The following is a 26,111-nucleotide window of genomic DNA, read 5'->3' on the forward strand; positions in this document are numbered from 1 at the left end:
ATAATAAGGTGAAACCTGTGCATCGTAACGTGCTTTGATTTTGTCGAATAGTTCTTTTTCTTTGATTTCATCAACCACCTCACCTTTTGCTTTTAAGGAAGATGCTTCAATTTGTGCCAATACTTTTGCGGCTTGTGTGCCACCCATAACAGCCAATTCAGCACTTGGCCAAGCCACAATTAATCGAGGGTCGTAGGCTTTTCCACACATGGCGTAGTTTCCGGCACCGTAGGAATTACCAATCACCACAGTAAATTTCGGCACTACCGAATTGGCTACCGCATTTACCATTTTAGCACCGTCTTTAATGATTCCGCCATGTTCGGATTTGCTTCCAACCATGAATCCGGTGACATCCTGCAAAAACACTAACGGTATTTTCTTCTGGTTGCAATTCGCAATAAAACGAGTGGCTTTATCAGCTGAATCGGAATAAATCACGCCACCAAATTGAATTTCACCTTTTTTGGTTTTGGAAACCGTACGTTGATTGGCGACAATTCCAACCGCCCAGCCGTCGATTCTGGCGTAGCACGTGATGATAGATTGTCCGTAACCGTCTTTGTATAAATCCATTTCCGAATTGTCTACTAAACGTTTAATCACTTCCATCATGTCGTATTGATCGGCTCTTGATTTTGGAATAATACCAAAAATATCGTCTTCTTTCAATGCGGGTTTTTCCGCCTTTTCACGGTTGAAACCGGCTTTGTCATAATCACCAATTTTTCCAACAATACTTTTGATGCGGTCTAATGCATCTTTATCATCTTTGGCTTTATAATCCGTTACACCTGATATTTCGCAGTGTGTTGTGGCACCGCCTAATGTTTCATTGTCAATATTTTCGCCAATAGCGGCTTTCACCAAATAACTTCCGGCTAAGAAAATGCTTCCGGTTTTGTCTACAATCATTGCTTCGTCACTCATAATAGGTAAGTAGGCACCACCGGCTACGCAACTACCCATGACGGCAGCAATTTGCGTAATTCCCATGCTACTCATCACCGCATTGTTTCTGAAAATGCGTCCGAAATGTTCTTTATCCGGAAAAATTTCATCTTGCATCGGTAAATACACACCGGCACTGTCTACCAAATAAATAATAGGCAAACGGTTTTCCATAGCTATTTCTTGGGCACGTAAATTCTTTTTTCCTGTGATGGGAAACCAAGCTCCGGCTTTTACAGTTGCATCATTGGCTACCACAATACATTGTTTTCCTTTGATGTATCCTATTTTCACTACGACACCTCCGGATGGACAACCGCCGTGTTCGGGGTACATTCCGTCACCTGCAAATCCTCCAATTTCAATACTCTTCGCTTTTGAATCCAACAAATAATCAATGCGTTCGCGAGCGGTCATTTTTCCTTCGGTATGTAGCTTGGCAATTCTCTTTTCGCCTCCGCCTAATTTTACTTGGGCAAAACGCTGTCTTAAATCGGATAGTAAAAGTTTATTGTGGTCTTCGTTTTTGTTGAAGTTGATGTCCATAGGTTTTTTGGTAATTTTTTACAGATTGCTAAAATACGAAAACGATTGAGAAAAGGAAAAAGAGAATAGAAGAAAGAGGAAAGAAAAAAGACCATTGTAGGTAGAGCGAAGATAAAAGAAACTTAAAGACCTAACTTAGAACCTCAGAACCTCAGTACCTTAGAACCTTTCTATTCCTCTTTTTGTCCCATCATCATCAAATAGGCTTTTAAAAATTCATCAATTTCTCCATTCATTACTCCGTCAACATCGCTGGTTTCGCAACCGGTACGAACATCTTTGACCAATTTATAGGGTTGCATGACATAGTTTCGGATTTGCGAGCCCCATTCAATTTTCATTTTTCCGGCTTCGATATCGGCACGTTGAGCTAATTGCTTTTTCAATTCAATTTCATACAATTGCGAACGTAACATTTGCATGGCACGTTGACGGTTGTCTTGCTGCGAACGAGTCTCTGAACACTGAATTTGGATACCCGTTGGCTTGTGAAACAGCTGCACTTTCGTTTCCACTTTATTCACATTTTGACCACCGGCTCCACTGGAACGTGAGGTAATAATCTCTAAATCGGCAGGATTGATATCAATTTCAATGGTGTCATCCACCAAAGGATATGCATAAACAGAAGCAAAGGACGTATGACGTTTGGCGTTACTGTCAAAAGGGGAGATGCGAACCAATCGATGCACCCCGTTTTCTCCTTTTAAATAGCCAAAAGCATAATCGCCTTCAATTTCTAAAGTCACCGTTTTGATTCCGGCCACATCGCCTTCCTGAAAGTTTAATTCTTTGATTTTATAGCCTTCCTTTTCCGCCCACATCAAATACATTCGCATCAGCATCGAGGCCCAATCGCAACTTTCGGTTCCACCGGCACCGGCAGTAATTTGCAAAACGGCACTCATGCTGTCGCCTTCTTCGGAAAGCATGTTTTTAAACTCTAAATTTTCAATTAAAGCGTTGGTTTGTTCAAAAATGGCATCTACTTCTGCTTCAGTTGCATCACCGTCTTTGTAGAATTCGAAGACCATTTGGAGCTCTTCCGAAAGATTGACTCCTCTTTGATAATCTTCTACCCATTTCTTTTTGGAACGCAAATCGCGAACAACAATTTCGGCTTCTTTGGGATTGTTCCAAAAATTGGGATCGAAGGTTTTTTCTTCTTCGTTAGCAATTTCAATTAACTTCTTGTCGACGTCAAAGATACCTCCTTAACGCACCAAGACGTTCTATAATACCTTTTATTTGTTCGGTATTTGTCATAAATATTGTAGTTTTGTTTTGCAAATGTAGTTACTAGTCGTGACTTGTCCTAATTGCCAAAATCAAATAATTATTGTTCAGAAATAAAAACAAATGGAAATAAATTTAGTAAGCGACACTGTTACCAAGCCAACACCCGAAATGCTTCGTGCCATGTTTAATGCCAAAGTTGGTGATGATGTTTTTAAACAAGACCCCACCGTGAATGAACTGGAAGCAAAAGTGGCCGCATTCTTTGGAATGGAATCAGCTTTGTTTTTTCCGTCGGGAACAATGGCCAATCAGACAGCCATCAAAATGCATACACAACCGGGGGAACAATTGATTGCCGACAAGTATGCTCACATTTATAATTACGAAGGAGGAGGGGTTTCCTTCAACAGTGGCGTTTCCTGCAGATTGTTGGACGGAAACCGAGGAATGATTACCGCCGAACAAGTGCAAGAAGCTATCAATCCACCAGATTTTTACCACAGTCCGCTAACCACTTTAGTTTCATTGGAAAATACCACCAACAAAGGGGGTGGAGCATGTTATGAAATGGAAGATTTAATTTTGATTAAGAAAGTCTGCGTCAAGCATAACCTCAAATATCATTTAGACGGTGCCCGTTTGTGGAATGCACTGGTTGCCAAAAACCAAGACCCGTTGCAGTACGGTAAATTGTTTGATACGATTTCTGTCTGCTTTTCCAAAGGAATGGGAACACCTATTGGCTCTGTTTTAGTGATGTCGCAAAAAGATTATGCAAAAGCCATGCGAATTCGAAAAGTATTCGGTGGCGGCATGCGACAGGTAGGTTTTGTGGCAGCTGCAGCTATTTATGCGATGGATCATCACATCGAACGTTTATCGGAAGACCATCGAAGAGCAAAAGAATTAGGTACTGCCTTACGTCAATTAACTTGGGTAGCAAAAGTAGAACCTGTTGAAACCAATATCGTTATTTTTTCTGTGCATCCTTATATTCAAGACCAACATGTGATTGATAAATTGAAAATGAAAAACATTTCGATTAGTTCCTTAGGTAAAGGAAAACTGCGAATGGTAACACATTTAGATTACAAAGAGGTAATGCATACGTATGTGATCGAAGCGTTGCAAAAATTAATTTTCTAAAAATTCCAAAAAAGAAATTCCAAATTCCAAAAATCTATGCAAACATTTGGAATTTGGATTTTGGAATTTATTTAAATAAATCCATTCCCGGTATAGTAGGCATGCCTTCCTTAGCAACAGCAGCCAATTCTACTTCGTTAATTTGAGTGGCTTTTTCAATTGCCTTGTTCATAACCAAAACCAAATAATCCTCTAATTGGTCTTTGTCTTGCAGTAATGTATCGTCAATTGCGATTGATTTTACGGTTCTATTAGCTGTTAAAGTCACCTTCAAAAGCCCGTCGTTACTGCTTTCATCTACTAAAACAGTGTCTAGTCGTTTCTTTGTTTCTTCTATTCTTTGTTGGGTTTCTTTCAGTTTGCCCATCATTCCCATTAGGTCTCCAAACATTGTTTATAAATTTTATGATTTATGAAATACAAAATTACTAAATTGCTTAGTTTTGATAACACATTATTCATTATGAATTATAAATTAATTTTTTGTTGCCTTACGCTGGTTATTGCAACATCTTGTTCTAAAAAAGACGCTTCTATGTCAGAGACTATAATGCCTCCTGTTGCCGCTAAAAAAGATACTGTATTAGAAAAACATGGCGACAAAAGAGTTGACCCCTATTTCTGGTTAAATAATCGTGAGAATCCCGAGGTTATCAATTATTTAAAAGCCGAAAATGAGTACTATCAAAAAATGACAGCTCATACAAAAGACTTTCAAAAGGAACTTTTTGAAGAAATGAAAGGTCGAATTAAGGAAGATGACGAATCGGTTCCTTATTTATACAATGGTTATTACTACAATACGCGTTTTGAAAAAGGAAAAGAATATCCTATTTACAGCCGTAAAAAGGGAAGTTTGACAGCCCCGGAAGAAATACTTTTTGATTGCAACGAATTAGCAAAAGGTCATGCCTATTTTAAATTGGTTGGTTTAAATGTAAGTTTGGACAACAAATGGGTTTCATTTGCAACGGATTATGTGGGAAGAAGAATTTACACCTTACAAATTAAAAACCTGGAAACAGGAGCAATCCAACCTGAAAAAATTGAAAATGTAACCGGCAATTGTGTTTGGGCAAACGATAACAAAACATTGTTTTACACGACTCAAGACGCACAAACATTGCGTTCTGACAAGGTTTTCAAACATGTTTTGGGTCAGGATGTCTCAAAAGATGTAATGGTTTACTTTGAAAAGGATGAGACGTTCAACATTGGTGTGATGAAAACCAAATCGAAAAAGTTTTTGGTGATTGGTTGCAGCAGCACGCTAACAAGTGAATATTTGTATTTAAATGCAGAAACACCTGAGGCACCTTTTAAAGTTTTTCAAAAGAGAGTGAGAGGTTTGGAATACAATATCTCGCACTATGGTTCTGATTTTTATATAGTAACCAATAAAGATAAAGCGACTAATTTCAAGGTAATGAAAACACCTGAAACAGCTACTTCAAAAGAAAATTGGAAAGACTTAATTCCACACGATGAAAAAGTACTTATTGAAGGAATTGAAATTTTTAAAGATTTTTTAGTTGTTGAAGAGCGTTCCAATGGTTTAAATAAAATTAAAATTATGCCTTGGAGTGGCAAAGGTGATTATTATTTGCCTTTTGAAATTGAAACGTATTCTGCTGAAGTAGGCACAAATGTTGATTTTGATACGGATATTTTGCGGTATGGCTATCAGTCATTGGCAACTCCCTATTCAGTTATTGATTTCAATATGAAAACCAAAACCAAAGAAATTAAAAAAGAGTTTGAAGTATTAGGAGGGAAGTTTGACAAAAACAACTACAAAGAAGAGCGTGTTTGGGCAACAGCAGTAGATGGAACACAAGTGCCTATTTCTTTGGTCTATCGAAAAGAGTTGAAAAAAGACGGTTCAAATCCTCTGTTACAATATGCTTATGGTTCTTATGGAAACTCTTTAGACCCACAATTTGATTCAACTATTTTAAGTTTATTGGATCGCGGATTTATTTATGCGATTGCACATATTAGAGGTGGCGAAGACATGGGCCGTCAATGGTATGAAGATGGTAAATTGTTGAAAAAGAAAAATACATTTACCGATTATATTGATTGTTCAAAGTTCTTAATCCAACAAAAATACACCAGTAAAGATCATTTATATGCACAAGGAGGTTCTGCCGGTGGTCTATTAATGGGTGCCGTAGTGAATATGGCTCCTGAATTATACAATGGCGTCATTGCACAAGTACCATTTGTTGATGTGATTACCACGATGTTGGACGAAACCATTCCGTTAACTACAGGGGAGTATGATGAATGGGGCAACCCGAATGATAAAAAGTATTATGATTACATGAAATCGTATTCACCTTATGACAATGTAAAAGCACAAGATTATCCTACGATGCTAGTAACAACAGGTTTACATGATAGCCAAGTACAGTACTGGGAACCTGCTAAATGGGTAGCGAAATTACGTACAATGAAAACAGACAATAATTTATTATTTTTAGATACTAATATGGATGCGGGTCATGGCGGGGCTTCCGGAAGGTTTGAATCATTGAAGGAGTTAGCCAAAGAATTTAGTTTTCTCTTAGATTTAGAAAGAATAGATAAGTAATTAAATTTTTTTTATACATTTGCAAGGTTTTAAGGATGCCAAAAACAAATAAAAGTTTGCCTTGACTAACATATTTTTTATGAAAGAACAGATAAAAGCTTATAATAGTGTATTAGATTTAATAGGAAATACACCTCTTATCAAACTAAATAACGTCACCGAAAGTTTACTGGGTAATTTTTATGCTAAGGTTGAAGCTTTCAATCCGGGTCATTCCACAAAAGATAGAATTGCTTTATATATTATAGAAGAAGCCGAAAAGAGAGGAATTCTTACTCCGGGGGACACCATTATTGAAACTACTTCGGGAAATACCGGATTTAGTTTAGCAATGGTAAGCATTATCAAGGGTTACAATTGTATACTTGCTGTAAGTTCAAAATCATCGAAAGATAAAATAGATATGTTACGTTCGATGGGTGCCAAGGTTTATGTTTGTCCTGCACATGTTTCTGCTGATGATGAGCGTTCGTACTACAATGTTGCCAAACGTTTGCATGAAGAAACCAAAGGATCAATTTACATTAACCAGTATTTCAACCAATTAAATGTAGATGCTCACTACAAAAGTACCGGTCCGGAAATTTGGGAACAAACCAATGGAAAAATCACCCATTTAATTGCTTGTAGCGGAACCGGAGGAACAATATCAGGAGCTGCAAAATTCTTAAAAGAGAAAAATCCAAACATCAGAATTTTAGGTGTGGATGCGTATGGTTCTGTATTGAAAAAATACCACGAAACAAAAGAGTTTGATAACGAAGAAATTTATCCCTACCGTATTGAAGGATTGGGTAAAAACTTAATCCCTACGGCTACCGATTTTGACATCATCGATGAGTTCATGAAAGTAACCGATGAGGAAAGTGCACACGCTACTCGTGAGATTGCTTTAAGAGAAGGATTGTTTGTAGGATATACTTCAGGAGCTGTTGTTCAAGCAATCAGACAATTTGCCGAGCAAGGTGAGTTTGATCAAAACTCAAACGTCATAGCCATTTTTCCCGATCACGGCTCTCGATATATGAGTAAAGTGTTTAGTGATGATTGGATGAACGAACAAGGATTTTTTGACAGTGTGAATATGGAAGAGGTTCAAAAGATTGAGTTTATTAAATAAGAAGAAAGAAAATAGAATATAGAAAAACTCCAAGTGTAAAGGCTTGGAGTTTTTTTATTGCAAACTATTGTTTTTAGTATTCTGAAAACTGAAGGTTACTCAGATTTTTGTAAATCCCTTTTTCAACGTCAAGCAATTCTTTATGCGTGCCTTGTTCAGCAATTACACCATCATTCAGCACAAGGATACTGTCAGCACTTCTAATGGTAGCTAATCGATGAGCAATAATAATACTGGTTCTTCCATTCATTAAGGTTTCTAAGGCTTCTTGTACCAATTTTTCACTTTCGCTATCTAAAGACGAGGTAGCTTCATCCAAAATTAAAATACTCGGATTTTTCAACAAAGCTCTGGCAATTGCAATGCGTTGGCGTTGTCCTCCTGATAATTTAATCCCACGTTCGCCTACCAAGGTTTCAAATTGCTCCGGAAATCCGTTGATAAATTCTAATGCGTTGGCTTGTTGAGCAGCAACTTTTATTTCTTCAAAAGTGGCATCGGGTTTTCCGTAAGCTATATTTTCTTTAATACTTCCACCAAACAAGATGACATCTTGCGGAACGATACTCATATTCCCGCGAAGTTGTTCTAAATCGTAGTCATAAATGCTTTTATCATCGATAATAATCTCACCGCTATTCAAATCGTAAAATCGAAGGAGCAGGGCAGATATGGTTGATTTTCCGGCACCACTCGGACCCACCAAAGCGATTTTTTGTCCGAACTTTGCCGTAAATGAAACACCTTTTAAAACTTCAATCTCTTTTCTTGAAGGATAGCTGAATCTTACATTTTTAAAAGTTACATTTCCTTTAATTTTCTCTGTGACAATAGGTTTGTTACCGTTGATGTTTTCAGGTTGTTCCTCCAATAATTCAAAAACGCGTTCAGTAGCACCCACCGCCTTTTGAATTTGAGCATATAATTCGGCAATTCCACCAAAGGAAGCACCCACAAATGTAGAATATAATACAAATGTAATCAATTGTCCAACAGACATTTCTCCTCTAATACTTAAAGTAACGCCAAACCAAACAACAGCTACAATTGCACCAAACAAGCAAAAGATAATAAACGATGCAAAATAGCCACGGTATTGACCTCCTTTAATCGCAATATTTACTATTTCTTTAATTTTGTTTTTGTATCGGGCTATTTCATACCATTCATTGGCAAATGCTTTTACATTGGTAATTCCTTGCAGTGTTTCTTCAACAATTACCTGACTTTCCGCAACGGTATCTTGTACTTTTTTTGAATATTTCCTAATAAATCGTCCAAATATAACAGCAGCAACAGCTACTAAGGGAACAACGGCCAACATCATTAATGTTAGTTTGATACTTTCACTAGCTAATAAAATTACACCACCAATTATGAGGATAAACTGCCTTAAAAATTCAGCAATGGTGGTTGTCAGCGTATCTTGTATTTGAGAGATATCTGAACTGATCCGACTGTTTAATTCTCCCACTCGTTTTTGAGAGAAGAAGTTCATCGGAAGTTTAATTAAATTTGAATACAAAGCCAACCGTAAGTTTGCCAATGTGTTTTCAGTAAAATTCACAAACAGATACACGCGAAAAAAGGAAAAAAACGATTGCAAAAATAAGATGGCAAGCAATCCTAGTGCTACGTTATTTGCGGCATTTAAATCTTTGTCCTTTACACAATCTACCAGCATTCCCATTAGTTTTGGGAAGGCTAGGGCAGTACCCCCGGTTAGTAATAAAAATATCAAGCCAATAAAAAATTTCCATCTATGAGAATCAGCATATTTAAAAACCAACAATGCTTTGCTGAGTGACGATGCGTTTATTTTTGCTTTAGGCAAATCGTTTTCTTTGAATCGAGCCATTTTTTTATTGTAAAGTAAAGGATTAATAGGGGTTTTGATGCGTGAACAAATGATAAATTCCAATCGTTTAAAAACTAAAAAACTCCCTTTGTAGAGAGTTTTTGATATATTTTTAATTTTAATTATTCTTGCATGGTGTGATACACGTTCATGACATCGTCATCTTCTTCAATTTTTTCCAACAATTTTTCTACATCGGCCATTTCTTCCGGGGGAAGTTCTTTGGTGATTTGCGGAATACGCTCAAAACCGGACGATAAAATTTCGATATTTCTGTTTTCCAATTCTTTTTGAATCGCACCAAAGCTTTCAAAAGGAGCATACATGAGAATACCGTCTTCATCGGCAAAAATCTCTTCCACACCAAAATCAATCATTTCCAATTCTAAGTCATCTACATCCTGACCTTCGGCCGGAATTCTGAAATTACAGATGTGATCAAACATAAATTCAACCGAACCTTGTGTTCCCATTGTTCCGTTGCATTTGTTGAAGTAACTTCTAATGTTTGCTACTGTTCTATTATTATTGTCTGTTGCGGTTTCAATTAAAATGGCAATTCCATGTGGAGCATAGCCTTCAAAAAGCACCTCTTTAAAGTTAGCTGTATCTTTATCAGATGCTTTTTTTATCGCACGTTCCACATTGTCTTTCGGCATGTTGGCCGCTTTGGCATTTTGAATTACTGCACGCAAACGGGAGTTGGTTTCCGCATTCGGACCACCTTCTTTCACCGCCATTACAATGTCTTTTCCTATTCTGGTAAACGTTTTTGCCATTGCTGACCAACGTTTCATTTTACGTGCTTTTCTAAATTCAAATGCTCTTCCCATTGTTGTATATTTCGGTATTCTAAATTCGTTATTCTCTTGAGTAAAAATTGTTTTGCAAAAATAAAACTAAAACCGTAATCTCAAAATTTTTACTTTTTATAAAAAGGCATTTTTACCACTTTCGACTTCACTCGATTATTTCTAATTTGAATATAAATTTCAGAACCTTCTGCTGCAAATTCCTTGGTTACGTATCCCATTCCGATACCTTTTCCAAGAGATGGAGCCATGGTTCCAGAAGTTACAATTCCGATGTTGTTTCCACCTGCATCTACAATTTCATAATCATGGCGAGGAATTCCGCGTTCTATTAATTCAAATCCAACTAGTTTTTTGGTTACACCTGCTTCTTTTTGTTTTTTTAGATTTTCAGAATTAGTAAATTCTTTGGTGAATTTTGTAATCCATCCTAAACCTGCTTCCAAAGGAGAAGTAGTATCATTGATATCATTTCCATACAAGCAGAAGCCCATTTCTAAACGTAAGGTATCACGAGCGGCTAATCCAATAGGTTTGATTCCGAACGCTGCACCGGCTTCAAATACTTTAGTCCACACTTGTTCCACTTCCGAATTTTTACAGTAAATTTCAAATCCACCAGATCCTGTATAACCAGTTGCGGAGATGATTACATGCTCGATTCCTGCAAAATCAGCTACTTCAAAATGATAATAATTTATAGCTGATAAATCTATTGATGTTAAAGATTGCATCGCTTCAACCGCTTTTGGACCCTGAATGGCCAGTAATGAATAATCATCTGAAAGATTTTTCATAGAAGCACCAACCGTGTTGTGTGAAGAAATCCAGTTCCAGTCTTTTTCAATGTTAGATGCATTCACTACCAATAAATATTTTTCATCGTTGAATTTGTAAACAATCAAATCGTCCACAATTCCGCCATTTTCGTTTGGCAAACAGGAATATTGAGCTCTTCCGTTGGTTAAAACAGCAGCATCATTCGAAGTTACTTTTTGAATCAAAGCCAATGCATTCGGACCTTCCAATAAAAATTCACCCATGTGCGATACGTCAAAAACACCCACGCTGTTGCGAACGGTTTCATGTTCTGCAGTTACTCCTTCGTATTGTACCGGCATATTGTATCCGGCAAACGGAACCATTTTCGCTCCTAAACTTTCGTGAATGTGTGTTAAAGCTGTATTTTTCATGTTGCAGTATTGTAATTTTGATGGGCAAATTTATTAAAAATAATACGATTTTTATAGGCAAATCAAAAAGGATTTTGACTTATTCCTAAAAAAAATTCCAATTCTTCAATTATCTGTAATAATACTTATTTCAGGTAAAAATTAATTTTAATTCCATCGCTCAATGCCTTATATTTACTTTTTATTTACAATTATTTAAAGAATTTCCACGATACAGACTATGAAGCAAGTAGAAAATCCCGAATCGATTCCTCTGGAAAAAGAAATTATAGAACCCCAACTAAATATCCTACTGACAACCGATGAAGATGATGAGCGACCGGTTTATATTTCCGGCAACTTTAATCAATGGAAGACGCAAGACCTTAAGTTCCAGATGAGTCAGATTGGCGTTGGATTGTATCATTATAAATTTGCGGCTGATTTTGTATATCCACAGGAAATGTTATACAAATTCACACGAGGCGATTGGAGTGAAGTGGAAATTGACAAATTTGGAAACCGAACCGAAAATCGGTCATGCAAACAGCACAAGGGCATTCGGAAAGAACATGTGGCAAAATGGCGGCATAACTGGTTGCCATTTAAAACTGATTACTTGCCAAAAGTCCATCTGATTTCCGAAGAGTTCGAAATCCCGCAATTGAATAAAAAACGAAAAGTTTGGGCACTATTACCGTATGATTACGAAAATTCTTCGGAACATTATCCGGTGATGTATTTACAGGATGCTCAAAACTTATTCAATGAAAATGCTCAATTTGGCAATTGGGAAATTGATAAAAAATTGGCCGTAATGGCTGAATATAAAATTGGTAAAATCATTGTTATTGCCATTGAACATGCAGAAAAGGAGCGAATTAGCGAGTACAATGTGGGCAATACTATTTTAGGTGTTGGGCAAGGTAAAAAGTATATTCGCTTTTTAACCGATACATTAAAGCCCTTTATTGACAGTAATTTTAGAACAAAACCCGAGCGTGAATTTACAGGAATTGGAGGTAGCTCAATGGGCGGATTGGTGAGTATTTTCAGTGGAATTATGTACCCGGAAGTTTTTGGCAAACTGATGATTTTTTCACCTTCTTTATGGGTTGTGCCAAAAATTAAGCTATCCTTTTTAGATATGGACGAACCGCAGGATACCAGAATTTATATGTATGCCGGTGGCGATGAAAGTGCAACAATGATTGATCATGTAAAGAATTTCAAGAAACGTTTGTTGAAAAAAGATGAAGTGAATGATAAGATGAAAGTCCATTTAAGCATCAACGAACAAGGGAAACACAATGAAGTTTATTGGAGTGATGAATTTCCAAAAGCAATTGAATGGCTGTTTTTTAGTACGAAAGAGGAATAACAATAACCATTTCAATGGCAAATTGAAAATGCATTTAAACATAAAAAGCGATTATGAAAATAGAATATAGCACAAGTATAACTACCGGTAGAAAATTAAATCTAATTCCGTTTTTTGAGTCGGAGACAGATGTCACGTTTCAAAATATCCAACTTTCTAAAACAGTTTTTTCAGGCAAAAAAGACAGTAGTTATGTAACTGAATTTGAAGGCAATATTTTTATTTTTATCGGTTTAGGAAAAGACCCGGATTATAAAACCATTAAAACTATTTTCAGAAGAGTTGCAGCCAAACAAGCCGATTATTTTGAAACTGAACTGCAACTGGTCATCCCTGATCGTTTTTCATCAGCCAACATTGAAGCTGCTGTTTCCGGTTTGATTTTAGGCACTTATAAATTAGGACATTATAAAAAAGATAAAAAATCTCATCCAATCAATTCAGAGGATTTTATTTTAGAAATAAGTACTTCAAAGGATGTTTCAAAAGAGGTGACAAGAGCAGTAAAAATTGCCAATGCACAATTGGAAACTTTTCATTTAGTTGATTTACCACCCAATAAAATTACACCTGCCTATTTAGCTGATTGGGCTTCGCAAACCGGTAAAAATTACGGTTTTGAGGTCACAATTGTGGATTCGAAGCAAGCGAAAATTTTAGGTTTAGAAGCGTTTTTATCCGTTGGAAAGGGTAGTGCAAACGATTCGCAATTCATCATTATGGATTACCAACCCACAGAATCTAAAAAACATATTGGGTTGGTTGGGAAAGGAATCACTTTTGATACAGGTGGTCTAAATATCAAAACGGCCGGAATGGTGCATATGAAATGCGACATGGCGGGTGGTGCAGCTGTTTTAGGAGCGATGCAATTAATAGCAGATTTAGAATTGCCTTATCGAGTGACGGCTATTGTTCCGGCATGTGAAAATTCAGTTGATGCACTCTCATTTCTACCAAGTGATGTGATTGGAAGTTACAGCGGAAATTCCATTGAAATCATCGATACAGACGCCGAAGGTCGCTTGGTTTTAGCGGATGGTTTATCGTATTTAATAAAAAATTATCATCCGGAAACGGTTATTGATATTGCCACTTTAACCGGAAGTAGTGTGGCGACTTTAGGAAATGAATGTGGAGCTTTGTTTACCAACAACGATGTATTATCCAAGCAATTGCAACAATCCGGTGATGCAATCGGCGAGCGTTTATGGCCTTTGCCTTTGTGGGATGCTTATAAATCAGACATCGACAGTGAAATTGCCGATGTAAAAAACTATTCAGGTAAACCGGTTGCGGGAGCTATTTCTGCCGCTAAATTTTTAGAGTTTTTTACCAATAATCATGCATCTTGGGCACATTTGGATGTTGCCGGAGTGACATTCATCGATGACGAATTTGCAAAAACCAAACATGCGTCCGCTTTTGGCGTACATTTAATTACTAATTTTATTGAAAATCAATAGTCTATGGAAAATCATTCGAAAACTTTTATTTGCATTTCTAATTATTTTAAAGGAAATGATTTTTTAATCAGCATGAAGAAATTAGGCAATAAAGTCTATTTAATTACTTCAGAAAAATTAAAAACCAAGCCGTGGGCCTTTGATTCCATTGATGAAATTTTCTTCATGCCCGGTCAGGATGTGGATTGGGACTTAGACATGCTTTTGCACGGAGTGGCGGGAATTATGCGAAATGAAAAAGTAGATGCGATTGTAGCTTTAGATGATTTTGATGTAGAAAAAGCGACCTATTTACGTGAAAATCTCCGCGTAGATGGAATGGGACAAACCACGGGGCGTTTTTTCAGAGATAAACTGGCCATGCGAATCAAAGCACAAGCAGAAGGTGTTCCTGTTCCGGCATTCAGTGCCTTATTCAATGATGATTATATCAATCATTTTGCTGATACCGTTGCACCACCGTGGGTTTTGAAACCACGTTCGGAAGCTTCGGCCTCCGGAATTATGAAAGTGCATACCAAAGAGGATTTGTGGCACAAAATTCATGAATTAGGAGACAACCGGATCAAATATTTGGTAGAACAATTCAAACCGGGTGCAGTTTACCATTGCGATGGCTTGAATTTTAATGGAAAAGTATTATTTAGTCTAACCTCACAATATTTGGCAACGCCGATGGAAATTTCGCAAGGCGGCGGGATCTTCAGAAGTGCGAATATCAAACACAATTCGGAAGATGACAAAGCAATTAAAAAGGTAAACGAACAAGTAATGCTAGCTTTCGGGATGAAACACGGAGCTACGCATACAGAGTTTATCAAATGTAATGAAGATGGGAAAATTTACTTTTTAGAAACCTCTTCTCGAGTAGGAGGAGCCCATTTAGCAGAAATGGTGGAAGCGGCTTCAGGTATTAATTTATGGGGAGAATGGGCAAAAATCGAAGATGCTTTAGTTAAAGGAAATACTTATGGAGTCCCTTCATCTAAGAAAGATTTCGCGGGAATAGTGTTGACCTTATCCAAATTTGAACATCCGGATTTAAATGGTTTCAATGATTCTGAAGTTTGTTTCAGAGTTCCCTTGGAATACCATGCGGGATTGATTGTGAAATCTGATAAACACGAACGCGTTCGCGAATTATTAGACCAGTATGCGGAGCGATTGGTGAGAGATTTTGCAACAGTGGCTGAACAAAAAGCGGTGAAGAAGTTGCATTGATTTTTTAGCAACGCAATGTTATTGATTTACTTTTTTAGCCACGAATTTCACGAATTACACGAAAATGGAGTTTATAATTCATTTAAATTTGTGTAAATCGTGAAATTCGTGTCAAAATAACAAACCATGAAAACCTACAACCAAAACAACTTTCACAAACACACTTTTTGCCTTTGGACGGAGGTTTCACTGTCTGATTTTGAAGTACAACAACCACAATTTAAAAGTAAATCGGGTAGCGAATATTATTTTACTGATGAAGGAGTTTACCGTATGAGTAATCATTGGGGACGAGCTACCAATTGTCGGTGGCGACTCGTGTCACAAGGAAATTATAAAAGTCAGCATACCAAAGTAGGTTTTGCAAAATGGACCGATTTTTATCCGAATGATGAAACTGCAAAATTGTTTTTTATTCAAGTTGATTTTGAACAAAAGTCAGTCGATTTTTATCATAAGGATATGCCTTTGTACGATGGCAAAGCTATTTTACGAAACGCTGCTGAAGCAGCCAAAACTATTAAAAACATTAAACAGGTTTTAAATGAAGAGGATTGGGCGAAGTATTTGGTGTATGAGGATTTGGAGGAGTTGAGGATGGAGATTGTGGAACAATTGGTTCATTCGAACCTGAATTTTAATGAAATTAAAAAAACATTCTATAGTATTTAAACATTAAGTAAAAAAGAATGATTAAGAAATTCATTAAGCCTTAATTTCTTATTGTTAAAAAAATTACTTCTCAAACATCCCAATCGTTCCACCCACCCAATCTTTGTCTTTGTTGAATTTAACTCCAATCATTTCACCGCGACTCATTCGCACTAAATTGGTTACCGGAATAGGGTCTTTGGCGTCTTTTGGCCAAACAAAAAGAATGCGAACTTCCGCTTTTACTTTTCCGTCAGGAGATTGTATGATGGGAATATAATGTACTTTTTTCTGAAGTATGTATAAATCTTTTTCCTTTACGGCTTCAATATCTCCTTTTTGAATATTAAAAATAACGCCGGTTCCCGAAAAGGAGAACAAAGGTTTGAGTACGTAATTTTCTAAATCGCTTGGTACTTCTTTTAATTCACTTAACAAGGTGGTTTCAATGAAGTACGGACCTTTTAAATAGGGGAGGATGAATTTACTGATTCGGAAAAACCAATTCGGATGGCCGGCCCATTCCACGTCAATATCGGATGAGAAATCAAAATTCAAATGTAAGTCGGTTCGCAAATCCAATTCATCAAAAATCACTCGGTTGTAGATGCGTTTGACTTGTATTTCAACACCTTTGTCATCCGTATAATATAATTTTTTACCTTTTTGAATCAGTTCAGTGACACAAACCACCGGGATTCCGATGTCGCGTCGGCAGTAATAAAAATCAATTTTGGTATTTTGTTTTTCCGGTTCGATTTCCAAAAGAATGACATTTTCTTTCGGGAAATTGTTGCAGATAACTTCTTCAATTAATTTCAAATAACTTTCATCATTTAATCCGCTAAAGAAGCAGGTAAGCTCCGAAAGAAACGGATTTAACTGATGAATTTTTTTAGATAACTGACTTTGAAAATTGAATAGGGAAGGGAAGCCTTGTACTTCAATTAGCTTCGGAATAACTTTTCCGTCTTCTTCACAAATCCCGAAATCGACTGCTAAAAAAGTGGTGTGATTATCTTCGTTTGGGACTTTTCTATTTAATTCTAAAGCTTTGTTTGTCAGTTCTTTAAAATTATCTTGTTGAATAAAAGAAATAACATCTTGACACCCGTCTAACAGCTGTTTTTTTAATTCTTCCGATAAAAAAAAAGGAGATTCACCGATACGAAAAGTAATTTTATGATTAAAATCAGCCGTGATTGAATCATTTAATTGTTGGTACTTTTCTTCAGTAAACTGACTATTAAATAAAGTTCTGTAGGAAGGAATCATTTGATTAGTTAGAAAGTATTTTTTTATGTTTTAACAAATCGTTGATTGCGATACGAAGGAAATTAGGAATAATGGTTTCGTTGGTTTTGTAGATTTTATCTTCTTCTACCAAATGTTCGAGCATTTTCATGTATTTTACTTTACCCTTCATGGCGATAACCTTGTCTCTAAAATCTTTATTTTTCAAATGAGCCAAGAAACTCAACGGGTCAGCCTCGGGATGAAATTGTACACCAAAAAATTCATTTGAAAAGCGTATCCCCATAATTGCCCGCTCATATTGCACATGATCTCTAATTTTTTCCAAAGCAATTATTTTGGCACCCATTTTTTTGAAATTTTTAAGATGGGGCTGAACCACCTGAAAATCTCTGCTGTCTATGCAATAAAACGGATTTTCTAAACCTTCAAAAATAGGTTCATTGATACCTTCATTTACTTTGTGAATGGTCATGACGCCAAAGGAGGTGTCTTTTCTTTTATTTATTTCGGCCAAACCAAAATGCTTACATGCCATTTGAAACGAATGACAAATAAATAAAACATGTTTTTTTGATATATTTTCTTTATTCCAATTCCAAAGAGCGTCAATTAATTCAAAATATTTAACATCCCAAATGCCGTCACCATCCAACGGGTCACCGGGTCCGCCGCTGGAAATATAAATATCAAATTTGTTAATATCCGGAATCTCTCTTTTTCCTCGTACATCAAACACTTGAAAAGTAACCAACTGATTAAAACGATTAATGATATCAAAAATACAACGCATTCCTTGGTTAGCTTCGCCGTTGTACATATCTAAAACCGCAATTTTAATAGGTCTGTTCATCTCTTTAACAATTTACTACTGCTAAATTAAACATTTTTTAATGAAATTATGGATTACTAAACAAAGGTTATTAAGATAACAATTAACAATAATTCGAATACTCAAATTTCAAATTCCAAAACTCAAATTCCAAATTCCAAATAGGGTAAAGTTAAATACCTTTGGTAAATTCACTCACAATAAAATCAACCACCTTTGTTAAATCTTTGGTTTCTTCAAAAACAGCTAATTGTTTAAAAGCTCCAGTTCCTTCGGCTAAAATAGTATGTGCATAATTGATTTCATTTCTGCTTCCTAATTCATCCACCACATCATCAATAAAATCTAATAATTCCAAAATCAGTTCTTTAGTAGGAACTTCTTTTTGCAAGCCAAAATCAATCATATTTCCTTGCACTCCATATCGAGCGGCACGGAATTTATTTTCTTTGATTAATGCCAATCGATAAATATTGAAGCTGGTATTTGCCATGTTTAACTTGTACAATTTAGCCACAACTGCCTGAATAATTGCAACAATACAAATAGTAGCATCCACGGTTAAACTCATATCGCAAATACGAAACTCAATCGTATTATAAAACGGATGCAAACGCAAATCCCACCATATTTTCTTCGGATTATCGATACAATTTGTTTTAACTAATGTATCTAAGAAATTGTCATACGATTGCACAGAATCAAAATACTCCGGTAAGCCTGTACGAGGAAATTTATCAAAAACCTTGGTTCGGAATGATTTGTAACCGGTATTTCTGCCTTCCCAGAAAGGGGAGTTGGTAGACAAAGCAAAAATATGTGGCAAAAAGTAACAAGCTTGGTTGATTAATTGCAGACCGATTTCTCGACTTTCAATACCCACGTGGCAATGCATCCCGAAAATTAAATTGGATCGAGCTGCATCTTGCAATTCATTTACAATGGTGTGATAACGAGGATCATCCGTAATGGGTTGATCTTGCCATTTTGAAAACGGATGTGTTCCCGAAGCTCCCACAACTAATCCTTGCGTGGCTGCTAATTCAACAATTTTTTTACGTAAAAAAATGATTTCCTGCCTTGCTTCGTGAATATTCTTGCAAATATTGGTTCCCACTTCCACAACCGATTGGTGCATTTCTGCTTTCACTTGCTCTTTGAGAAAAATTTTGGCTCCGTCAACAATTTTGGACATATGCGAACGCAAGTCACGCGTTTGTGGGTCAATAATCAAATATTCTTCTTCTACACCTAGGGTAAATAAAGGTACTTCTTTCTTCATAATCTATTTTTCAAACATTATTTTTCAAATGAACTACTGTTGTTAAAATCTTTTAGCGTCATTTACGGAGTCTTTCATAAAAGTTCCCCAAGTTAAATTCATTTGTCCTTCTTTGTGTTTTTTGGCATATTCTATCGCCATTTTTGCTGCTTCTTCAACTACCCATTCAAAGTTTTCTTTCCCAACAGAAGTTAACTCCGCGTCTGGTGCCGGATTGCCAAAATCAATCGCATACGGAATGCCGTCACGTACTGCAAATTCAACCGTATTGAAATCGTAACCTAAACCTTTACATAAACGAAGTGTAAAATCTTTAACTGTTGCCAATAATTTTTTATCTGCAGGAGGTCCATCCACTACATAACGCAAATGATGCGGGTTCCTAGGTTCATAAGGCATGATTCTAACAGCTTTTCCACCTAAACAATAAACGCGAAAATACTGATCGAATACAATTTCTTCTTGCAGTAACATTACTAGCTGGCCGGTTTCACGATGTACTTCCCAAAATTCATCTCTGCTTTCTAATCGATAAACATTTTTCCAACCGCCACCTGCATAAGGCTTCATATATGCCGGAAAACCGATGTAATTAAAAATGTTTTCCCAATCCATAGGATAGGCAAGATTTCTAAAAGATTTACTTGTAGTATCCGTTGGATGTTCTGCCGAAGGAAGTAAAACCGTATTTGGTAGTGGAACACCAAGCACATCCGCTAAACAGTTGTTGAAAAATTTATCATCGGCACTCCACCAAAATGGATTGTTAATTACCGCTGTACCCGTTAATGCTGCATTTTTTAGATACGCTCTGTAAAAAGGAACATCTTGTGAAATACGGTCAATAATAACTGCATATTCAGTTGATTTATTTTGAACCACTTTATCAATGGAAACTGCTTCAGCAATAATCCCTTTTTCATTTTTAGAATTCACACGTTCTATAAATGCTTGAGGAAAAGTATCCTCCATCCCAAATAAAATTCCGATTTTTTTCATAAGTAGTATTTTTTATTCAAATTATATTTTATTTACGTTTATATCATCAATTAAATTTGATTCTTGACAAATAATGGGGAAACATTTCTCTCCAAACAGGCCAATCATGTTTTTGATTTTGACGAATATCCAACCAGTGCGGTACATCGCGATGAGTTAAAATCCGACTCAATTTTAAATTAGCATCCAAACAAATATCCCAATTGGAAGTTCCTAAAACAATATCCATTCGCCATAATTCAGGATCATCTAATCCCTGCACAAAATCTTCCGGACTATTAAAAAACACATTGTCATCATGATAACCATCCATAAAACTTTTGATACTAAAAGCTCCACTCATAGCAAACATGTGACTAACATAACCTGGATGTCTGAAAGCAAAATTGGCTGCATGATACGCTCCAAAACTGCAACCCGCAACAGCCACTTTTCCGACAGGGGTATTGTTTTTAACTCGTTCTACAATTTCATGACAGAGCATTTTATCATACCACACATGATTTTGAATGCGGTGAACCGGATGAATTTTCTTGTTGTAAAAACTGTCTTTGTCATTGCTACCGGGACAAAAAATTTGAATTAATCCTTGTTCGATGTACCATTGAGCTGATTTAATTAATCCTTGGTCTTTATTTTCATGGTAGCTTCCCATGGATGTTGGAAACAAAATAACCGGGTAACCGGCATTACCAAAAACCAACATTTCTATTTCACGATTAAGGTTAGGGGAGTACCATTTAAAGTATTCTTCTTTCATTCTTAAATTAGTTTTAACAATAATACTAAAAATTTGCTAGTATTTCTCATAAAAATACGGTAGTTGCCGATTATTGCGATATAATCTTTTTAATTTAAGTATGATTAAAAATAAACTAAAAAAAGTCCGATATATAAGACTTCAGTAATTATTATTTCAAAAAAATGACCAATTTTAAAAAGACACAACAATTGAAATTGACTATTCTAATATATATGTCAGTATAATTTATATTTTTAAATCATATCTTAGTACCCGTTCATAATATTTTAACTGAAATGATTATAAAAAAATCACTTGTTATTTTTGGTATTCTACTATTGTATAGTTGCAAGACAAATAGCATAGATTCTATAAAAGAAACTGCAAGCAGCGAACTAGTGCAACCTAACGAGCCCTATTTCAAAGCTCAAGGAAACGAACCTTTTTGGAGCGTAGAAATTTCGGGAACTGACATACGTTTTAAAGGAATAGAAAAAGAGAATTATTTTAATGCTCCGCATGTTGAGCCAATTCGAGCGATGGATGCCAATGTCAAAAGGTACATCGCAACAACCGAAAAAGGAACCATTCAAATCACCATCTCACAAAATGAATGTATCGATCGTATGTCGGGTATCATTTATAATTATAATGTGGTAGTTGAATTAACTACTGGCAATGCCAACGAACCAATCATTCATAATGGCTGTGGAGCGTACAGCATCGATTATCGCTTGAACGATATTTGGGTTTTAGAAAAAATGGACGGAAAATCAATGGTAGAAAACTATTTTTTAAATAATTTGCCTATGCTGGAAATCAATTCAAAAATGGCAAACTTCACGGGCTTTGGCGGTTGTAATAGAATTAGAGGTTCCCTTTTTCAAGAAAACGAACTACTTCGTTTTACAAACTTATTAACTTCAAAAATGACTTGCGGTCCTACAAACAAGGAAGACCAGTTTTTGAAAGCCTTGCAAAGTTCAACCACTTATGAAATCAAGGACAATCGTTTGTACTTATCCAACCCGGATGGAATAAAAGTAGTTTTCAAAAAAGTGGACTAAACACTCGCTACGTTTTCGAATAACAATACCTGGTTTTTTAAACGGTCTATAAGCATGTTCATCATTCGCTTATTCAGATTGGATGAATTTTGAATGTAATCTAAATATTCATTTACTGTAAATAAGCCAATCACAATTCCTTTTAAGGAGTTTCTAAACTTGATGTCTTTTTGAATACAATTCTCAATAAACTGCAATTTTTTTTCCGTTGAATAACCGTAGAAATCGTTTTTGTGCTTGGAAATGTAATTTTTAAAGACCTCAATAAAAAGGTCGTTTTGCAATTTGAGAATCGGACGAATAATACTGTTTTGAAAACGTTCTTCAGCAGATGATTGCTCCGTTACAAGTCCTAAGGCTTCCCCTCTGTTTTCGGTAATGTAAATATCTCTCGTGCTCATTTTTTTCTTTTAAAATTATAAAAAAACCTCCGTTGAAAAACAGAGGCTAAAGTATAGTTATTAAGAAACGATTGTTAATTAGTTATCGTATCGGATGATTTAAAATATTTACGATCGATGTAAAAGGTACCGAAAGGTATAATTGATGCGGCACAAATCGCTAAGAATTTAGTCCAATCCCAATTTAATATGATTTTTAAATAGATTGCCCAAAAGATGTAAACAATGAATAAAAGTCCGTGAATCATGCCAATTACGCGAACATAAATAGGTTCGTCAATGACATACTTCATCGGCATGGCGAAGAAAATTAAAAGTAACAAAGAAATTCCTTCCAAAAACGCAACTTGCTTAAATGCCTTCATGTGCTATAACATTTGATAAATTGCAAATCCGTAGATAATAAACCTTAAAAATCGCAACAAAGCAAACACCAAAAAGTTTTTAAAGTTGAAATTTATCATTCCGGCAGCCATCGAAGCTATTGCAAAGGGTAGTGGAAGTAGAGCACCCACAGCGATTAAAAAACCACCCCATTTTCGCATATTAACTATATGCTTACTCATTTTCACTTCCATATAATTTTGAACTGAGGGTATCAAAAGTACTGCTTTCCCTGTGATGTAGGAAACAACACCGCCCAAGTATGATAAAATGGCAAGTATAGACAGGTATAGAATGGGATTGCTAGTGTTTTTTGTCCAAGCAATAAATATATCCGGCGGAATTAATCCTAAAATAGACTCGGATGAAAAAAACACAGAAAAAATAGCAAAATCACTGTAATTTTGGGTGAGAATAATCAATAAATCATTGATTTTTATTACCTCATAATTTACGTACAACAAAATACCCACAATAATGGCGGTAGGTAAGGCGGCTTTTTTTAAACCGTCTCCTATAAATGCGTAAAAACCGGTATAACTATAATACTGGTGCAATAATTTCCAACGGCTTTTTCTAATTCTTTCTCTTGACATTTGTTATAAATGTGTTTAAATTATACTCACATTTAACCAATTGCAGTTAAAATATGAAATCCAATTCTCATCATCAAACTGTATAAGTTCATTAATTGGAGGCGTAAAAGTACTAAATAACTCCTACAATCATAATATTGCATCCAAATCAAAACGGCATTTAAGTAAAATTTAACCTTTATTGAACCATACCTTAGCATTTAAATGAAGCTTTATAACTGCCAAACCTTTTTTTGTGTGTATTTTTGCAAAAATCAAAAAAACCATTCTTAAACACATGTCAAAAAAAGATATACTGAAAGAGTACGAAGAGAAAAAAAAGCTCTACAGTTATCAGTTGGGTGCAATCGACATTATTTTTGACCGTTTAGACAATGCACCGGAACAGCACCATTTACTGTATCAATTGCCTACCGGTGGAGGAAAAACAGTGATTTTTTCTGAAATCGTTAGACGATATTTGGAAAAACACGATAAAAAAGTGGTGATTTTAACCCATCGAATTGAGTTGTGCAAGCAAACGTCGAAAATGCTAAAAGGATTTGGCGTCAAGAACAAAATCATCAACAGTACCATTAAAGAATTGCCGGATCAAGAAGACTACAAATGTTTTGTTGCAATGGTTGAAACATTGAAAAACAGACTTTTAGATGAAAAATTAGAAATTGATAATGTAGGTTTGGTAATTATTGACGAAGCTCATTTCAATTCTTTTCGAAAAATGTTGAGCTCCTTTAAAAACTCATTTTTATTAGGAGTAACTGCAACTCCGCTAAGTTCGAATATCAAACTACCGATGTACGAAAATTACAACGAACTAATTGTAGGTGATTCCATTGCAACTTTAGTAGATAAGGGATACTTAGCTAAAGCTACTACTTATAGTTATGATGTAGGTTTAACCTCTTTAAAAATAGGCATTAACGGTGATTATACCGTGAAATCTTCCGATGAATTGTATACCAATTTGGCGATGCAAGAAAAATTAGTTCATTCCTACAAATACCATTCATTAGGAAAGAAGACATTGATATTTAACAATGGAATTAAGACTTCCTTAAATGTTTTGGATACTTTTAGACAAGCCGGATTTGGAATCAAGCATTTGGACAATACACATTCAACAGAAGAACGAAAGGAAATTTTGGAATGGTTTAAACACACACCAGATGCAATTTTGACCTCGGTTGGGATTTTGACTACCGGTTTTGACGAACCAACAGTAGAGACAATAATTTTGAATCGTGCAACTAAATCACTGACACTTTATTTACAAATGATTGGACGCGGTTCACGTAAACTTCCTGAGAAAGATAATTTTACAATTATTGATTTAGGAAATAATGCCGTTCGTTTCGGATTGTGGACAGATCCGGTGGATTGGCACCATATTTTTAAATATCCCGAGCAGTATTTGCAGAATTTACGCGATGATGTGGAAATTGAAAAATACTTTGTGTACAAAATGCCACCGGAAGTTCGTGCCAAATTTACCAAAACAGCTGATATTTCATTTGATGTAGAAAAAGAATACAAATACGCCATTGCACACATTTTACGTCCGAAAGTCATACTCGAAAAATCAATTGATCAACATGCAAATATGTGTTTAGAAAATGCGGATGCAATTGTTGAAGCTAAACAATTAGCCAAATTATTGAATGAGGATATTGAAAGTCGCATCAGACATTTTTGCAATTGTTTGAATAACGCAACCAAAAATTATAGAGATTGGCTGATAGAAGATTATAAAATTAAACTAATATTAGCCATTGGTAAGAAGCATCGGGAACAAGTGTTTGCGGCAGATGAGGAGTAAAATATTTTTTTTATTAAATTCGTTTGAGTGTTTAAATGGAATTAAAAGCCTGCTAGTTTGAGAAACCATGGAACTTATTTTAAGTTTATTGTTGAATCAGCTTCGAATGCAGCTCCAAATATAGCTCCTAATGAAAAATAAAATTATGGATTATTTAAAGAAAAATAAAGGCGGTTTAATTTTTATAAGTATTGTCTTTCTGGTCATTTCGTTTTTCTACATTAAAATACAGTTGAAATATAGTGAGATTAATAAAAATGGTATTCTTGGCATCGGCAAATTTGTTGAATTTAAAAGATATCCTAAGTCAAGAGATTATTTTTTTGAGTATTATAAAAATGGTAAAAAAATTAGAGATTTGATTACAAATCCACCAAATGCTTTTCATAAGAAGCTTGGAAGTTTTTTTGAAATTAAATATGTTGAAGAGTATGATAACATAATAGTTAATTACGATAAAGAAATCACAGACACAGTTGCAATTTTAAGTGCCGGGTTTTCAAGAGAAGATCTAGGAAATAATTAGTGCGGGTTTATTTGTCAATTGTATTGGTTATGATTTTGCACAAAATGATT

At 35.6% G+C, this 26,111-nt stretch carries 24 protein-coding genes; 10 read left to right on the forward strand and 14 right to left on the reverse strand.

Features of this window, described 5'->3' with window-relative positions:
- The coding region (locus ACIQ2S_RS01620) for an acyl-CoA carboxylase subunit beta (protein WP_396172331.1) at window positions 1-1,497 on the reverse strand (1,497 nt) is incomplete at its 3' end.
- 170 nt (window positions 1,498-1,667) lie between these two features.
- Window positions 1,668-2,763, reverse strand: a protein-coding gene (prfB, locus tag ACIQ2S_RS01625) for a peptide chain release factor 2 (protein WP_396172332.1) whose coding sequence is annotated in 2 segments (ribosomal slippage) — window positions 1,668-2,699 and window positions 2,701-2,763 — 1,095 coding nt in all. Because the reading frame shifts where the segments join, the coding sequence is not laid out codon by codon here.
- Between the two features lie 93 nt (window positions 2,764-2,856).
- Here prfB and ACIQ2S_RS01630 point away from each other — a divergent pair.
- Window positions 2,857-3,882 carry a threonine aldolase family protein gene (locus ACIQ2S_RS01630; protein ID WP_396172333.1) on the forward strand — a complete coding sequence of 342 codons (1,026 nt, stop codon included), beginning with the start codon at window positions 2,857-2,859 and terminating at the stop codon, window positions 3,880-3,882.
- 67 nt (window positions 3,883-3,949) lie between these two features.
- Here the strand turns inward: ACIQ2S_RS01630 and ACIQ2S_RS01635 are convergent, their stop codons facing one another.
- Entirely contained in the window at window positions 3,950-4,273 is a 324-nt protein-coding gene (locus ACIQ2S_RS01635; protein ID WP_396172334.1) for a YbaB/EbfC family nucleoid-associated protein, read from the reverse strand.
- Window positions 4,274-4,417: 144 nt separating this feature from the next.
- Here ACIQ2S_RS01635 and ACIQ2S_RS01640 point away from each other — a divergent pair, with 144 nt between their 5' ends.
- Entirely contained in the window at window positions 4,418-6,478 is a 2,061-nt protein-coding gene (locus ACIQ2S_RS01640; protein WP_396172335.1) for a S9 family peptidase, read from the forward strand.
- Window positions 6,479-6,557: 79 nt separating this feature from the next.
- Complete coding sequence (locus ACIQ2S_RS01645) at window positions 6,558-7,598, forward strand: PLP-dependent cysteine synthase family protein (protein WP_396172338.1); 1,041 nt, start codon at window positions 6,558-6,560, stop codon at window positions 7,596-7,598.
- A 73-nt stretch (window positions 7,599-7,671) separates the two neighbouring features.
- On the opposite strand, the gene ACIQ2S_RS01650 is transcribed toward ACIQ2S_RS01645, so the two are convergent.
- From ACIQ2S_RS01650 to gcvT, 3 genes are all read right to left on the reverse strand, one after another.
- A complete protein-coding gene (locus ACIQ2S_RS01650) occupies window positions 7,672-9,456 on the reverse strand; it encodes an ABC transporter ATP-binding protein (protein WP_396172339.1) in 1,785 nt (594 codons plus the stop codon).
- A 122-nt stretch (window positions 9,457-9,578) separates the two neighbouring features.
- Complete coding sequence (locus tag ACIQ2S_RS01655; RefSeq protein WP_396172340.1) at window positions 9,579-10,289, reverse strand: YebC/PmpR family DNA-binding transcriptional regulator; 711 nt, start codon at window positions 10,287-10,289, stop codon at window positions 9,579-9,581.
- Window positions 10,290-10,378: 89 nt separating this feature from the next.
- Window positions 10,379-11,461, reverse strand: coding sequence for a glycine cleavage system aminomethyltransferase GcvT (gcvT, locus tag ACIQ2S_RS01660; RefSeq protein ID WP_396172341.1), 1,083 nt, complete (start codon window positions 11,459-11,461; stop codon window positions 10,379-10,381).
- Between the two features lie 220 nt (window positions 11,462-11,681).
- Between gcvT and ACIQ2S_RS01665 the strand changes: the two genes are divergently transcribed.
- From ACIQ2S_RS01665 to ACIQ2S_RS01680, 4 genes are all read left to right on the forward strand, one after another.
- Window positions 11,682-12,821, forward strand: a complete 1,140-nt coding sequence (locus ACIQ2S_RS01665; RefSeq protein ID WP_396172342.1) for an alpha/beta hydrolase — start codon at window positions 11,682-11,684, stop codon at window positions 12,819-12,821.
- A 53-nt stretch (window positions 12,822-12,874) separates the two neighbouring features.
- Window positions 12,875-14,287 (forward strand): leucyl aminopeptidase family protein, encoded by a 1,413-nt coding sequence (locus ACIQ2S_RS01670; RefSeq protein ID WP_396172343.1) that lies wholly within the window; start codon window positions 12,875-12,877, stop codon window positions 14,285-14,287.
- Between the two features lie 3 nt (window positions 14,288-14,290).
- Window positions 14,291-15,508, forward strand: coding sequence for an acetyl-CoA carboxylase biotin carboxylase subunit family protein (locus ACIQ2S_RS01675; protein WP_396172344.1), 1,218 nt, complete (start codon window positions 14,291-14,293; stop codon window positions 15,506-15,508).
- 126 nt (window positions 15,509-15,634) lie between these two features.
- On the forward strand, window positions 15,635-16,180 hold the full coding sequence (locus ACIQ2S_RS01680) for a hypothetical protein (RefSeq protein ID WP_396172346.1): 546 nt from the start codon (window positions 15,635-15,637) through the stop codon (window positions 16,178-16,180).
- Between the two features lie 63 nt (window positions 16,181-16,243).
- Here ACIQ2S_RS01680 and ACIQ2S_RS01685 read toward each other — a convergent pair whose 3' ends face one another.
- From ACIQ2S_RS01685 to ACIQ2S_RS01705, 5 genes are all read right to left on the reverse strand, one after another.
- On the reverse strand, window positions 16,244-17,434 hold the full coding sequence (locus ACIQ2S_RS01685; protein ID WP_396172347.1) for a hypothetical protein: 1,191 nt from the start codon (window positions 17,432-17,434) through the stop codon (window positions 16,244-16,246).
- 4 nt (window positions 17,435-17,438) lie between these two features.
- Window positions 17,439-18,266 carry a type 1 glutamine amidotransferase gene (locus ACIQ2S_RS01690; protein ID WP_396172348.1) on the reverse strand — a complete coding sequence of 276 codons (828 nt, stop codon included), beginning with the start codon at window positions 18,264-18,266 and terminating at the stop codon, window positions 17,439-17,441.
- Window positions 18,267-18,417: 151 nt separating this feature from the next.
- Complete coding sequence (locus ACIQ2S_RS01695) at window positions 18,418-19,527, reverse strand: carboxylate-amine ligase (protein ID WP_396172349.1); 1,110 nt, start codon at window positions 19,525-19,527, stop codon at window positions 18,418-18,420.
- Between the two features lie 42 nt (window positions 19,528-19,569).
- Window positions 19,570-20,526 carry a RimK family alpha-L-glutamate ligase gene (locus tag ACIQ2S_RS01700; protein ID WP_396172350.1) on the reverse strand — a complete coding sequence of 319 codons (957 nt, stop codon included), beginning with the start codon at window positions 20,524-20,526 and terminating at the stop codon, window positions 19,570-19,572.
- 46 nt (window positions 20,527-20,572) lie between these two features.
- Window positions 20,573-21,286 carry an esterase family protein gene (locus ACIQ2S_RS01705; RefSeq protein WP_396172351.1) on the reverse strand — a complete coding sequence of 238 codons (714 nt, stop codon included), beginning with the start codon at window positions 21,284-21,286 and terminating at the stop codon, window positions 20,573-20,575.
- A gap of 278 nt (window positions 21,287-21,564) precedes the next feature.
- Here ACIQ2S_RS01705 and ACIQ2S_RS01710 point away from each other — a divergent pair, with 278 nt between their 5' ends.
- The gene (locus tag ACIQ2S_RS01710) at window positions 21,565-22,335 is read left to right on the forward strand and encodes an META domain-containing protein (RefSeq protein ID WP_396172352.1); all 771 of its coding nucleotides are present in this window, start codon (window positions 21,565-21,567) and stop codon (window positions 22,333-22,335) included.
- Here ACIQ2S_RS01710 and ACIQ2S_RS01715 read toward each other — a convergent pair.
- The 3 genes from ACIQ2S_RS01715 to ACIQ2S_RS01725 form a co-directional block, all read right to left on the reverse strand.
- Window positions 22,332-22,736 carry a glyoxalase gene (locus ACIQ2S_RS01715; RefSeq protein WP_396172353.1) on the reverse strand — a complete coding sequence of 135 codons (405 nt, stop codon included), beginning with the start codon at window positions 22,734-22,736 and terminating at the stop codon, window positions 22,332-22,334. The genes ACIQ2S_RS01710 and ACIQ2S_RS01715 overlap by 4 nt on opposite strands.
- A 74-nt stretch (window positions 22,737-22,810) precedes the next feature.
- Window positions 22,811-23,101 carry a DUF3817 domain-containing protein gene (locus ACIQ2S_RS01720; protein ID WP_396172354.1) on the reverse strand — a complete coding sequence of 97 codons (291 nt, stop codon included), beginning with the start codon at window positions 23,099-23,101 and terminating at the stop codon, window positions 22,811-22,813.
- Window positions 23,102-23,104: 3 nt separating this feature from the next.
- Window positions 23,105-23,716, reverse strand: a complete 612-nt coding sequence (locus ACIQ2S_RS01725) for a YqaA family protein (protein ID WP_396172355.1) — start codon at window positions 23,714-23,716, stop codon at window positions 23,105-23,107.
- Between the two features lie 277 nt (window positions 23,717-23,993).
- Here ACIQ2S_RS01725 and ACIQ2S_RS01730 point away from each other — a divergent pair, with 277 nt between their 5' ends.
- Both ACIQ2S_RS01730 and ACIQ2S_RS01735 read left to right on the forward strand, forming a co-directional pair.
- Entirely contained in the window at window positions 23,994-25,535 is a 1,542-nt protein-coding gene (locus ACIQ2S_RS01730; protein WP_396172356.1) for a DEAD/DEAH box helicase, read from the forward strand.
- 130 nt (window positions 25,536-25,665) lie between these two features.
- Window positions 25,666-26,061: a hypothetical protein gene (locus ACIQ2S_RS01735; RefSeq protein WP_396172357.1), complete on the forward strand. Its 396-nt coding sequence runs from the start codon at window positions 25,666-25,668 to the stop codon at window positions 26,059-26,061.
- Window positions 26,062-26,111 lie beyond the last annotated feature (50 nt).

The organism is Flavobacterium sp. (assembly GCF_044371705.1).
In the GTDB taxonomy this organism is placed as follows: domain Bacteria; phylum Bacteroidota; class Bacteroidia; order Flavobacteriales; family Flavobacteriaceae; genus Flavobacterium.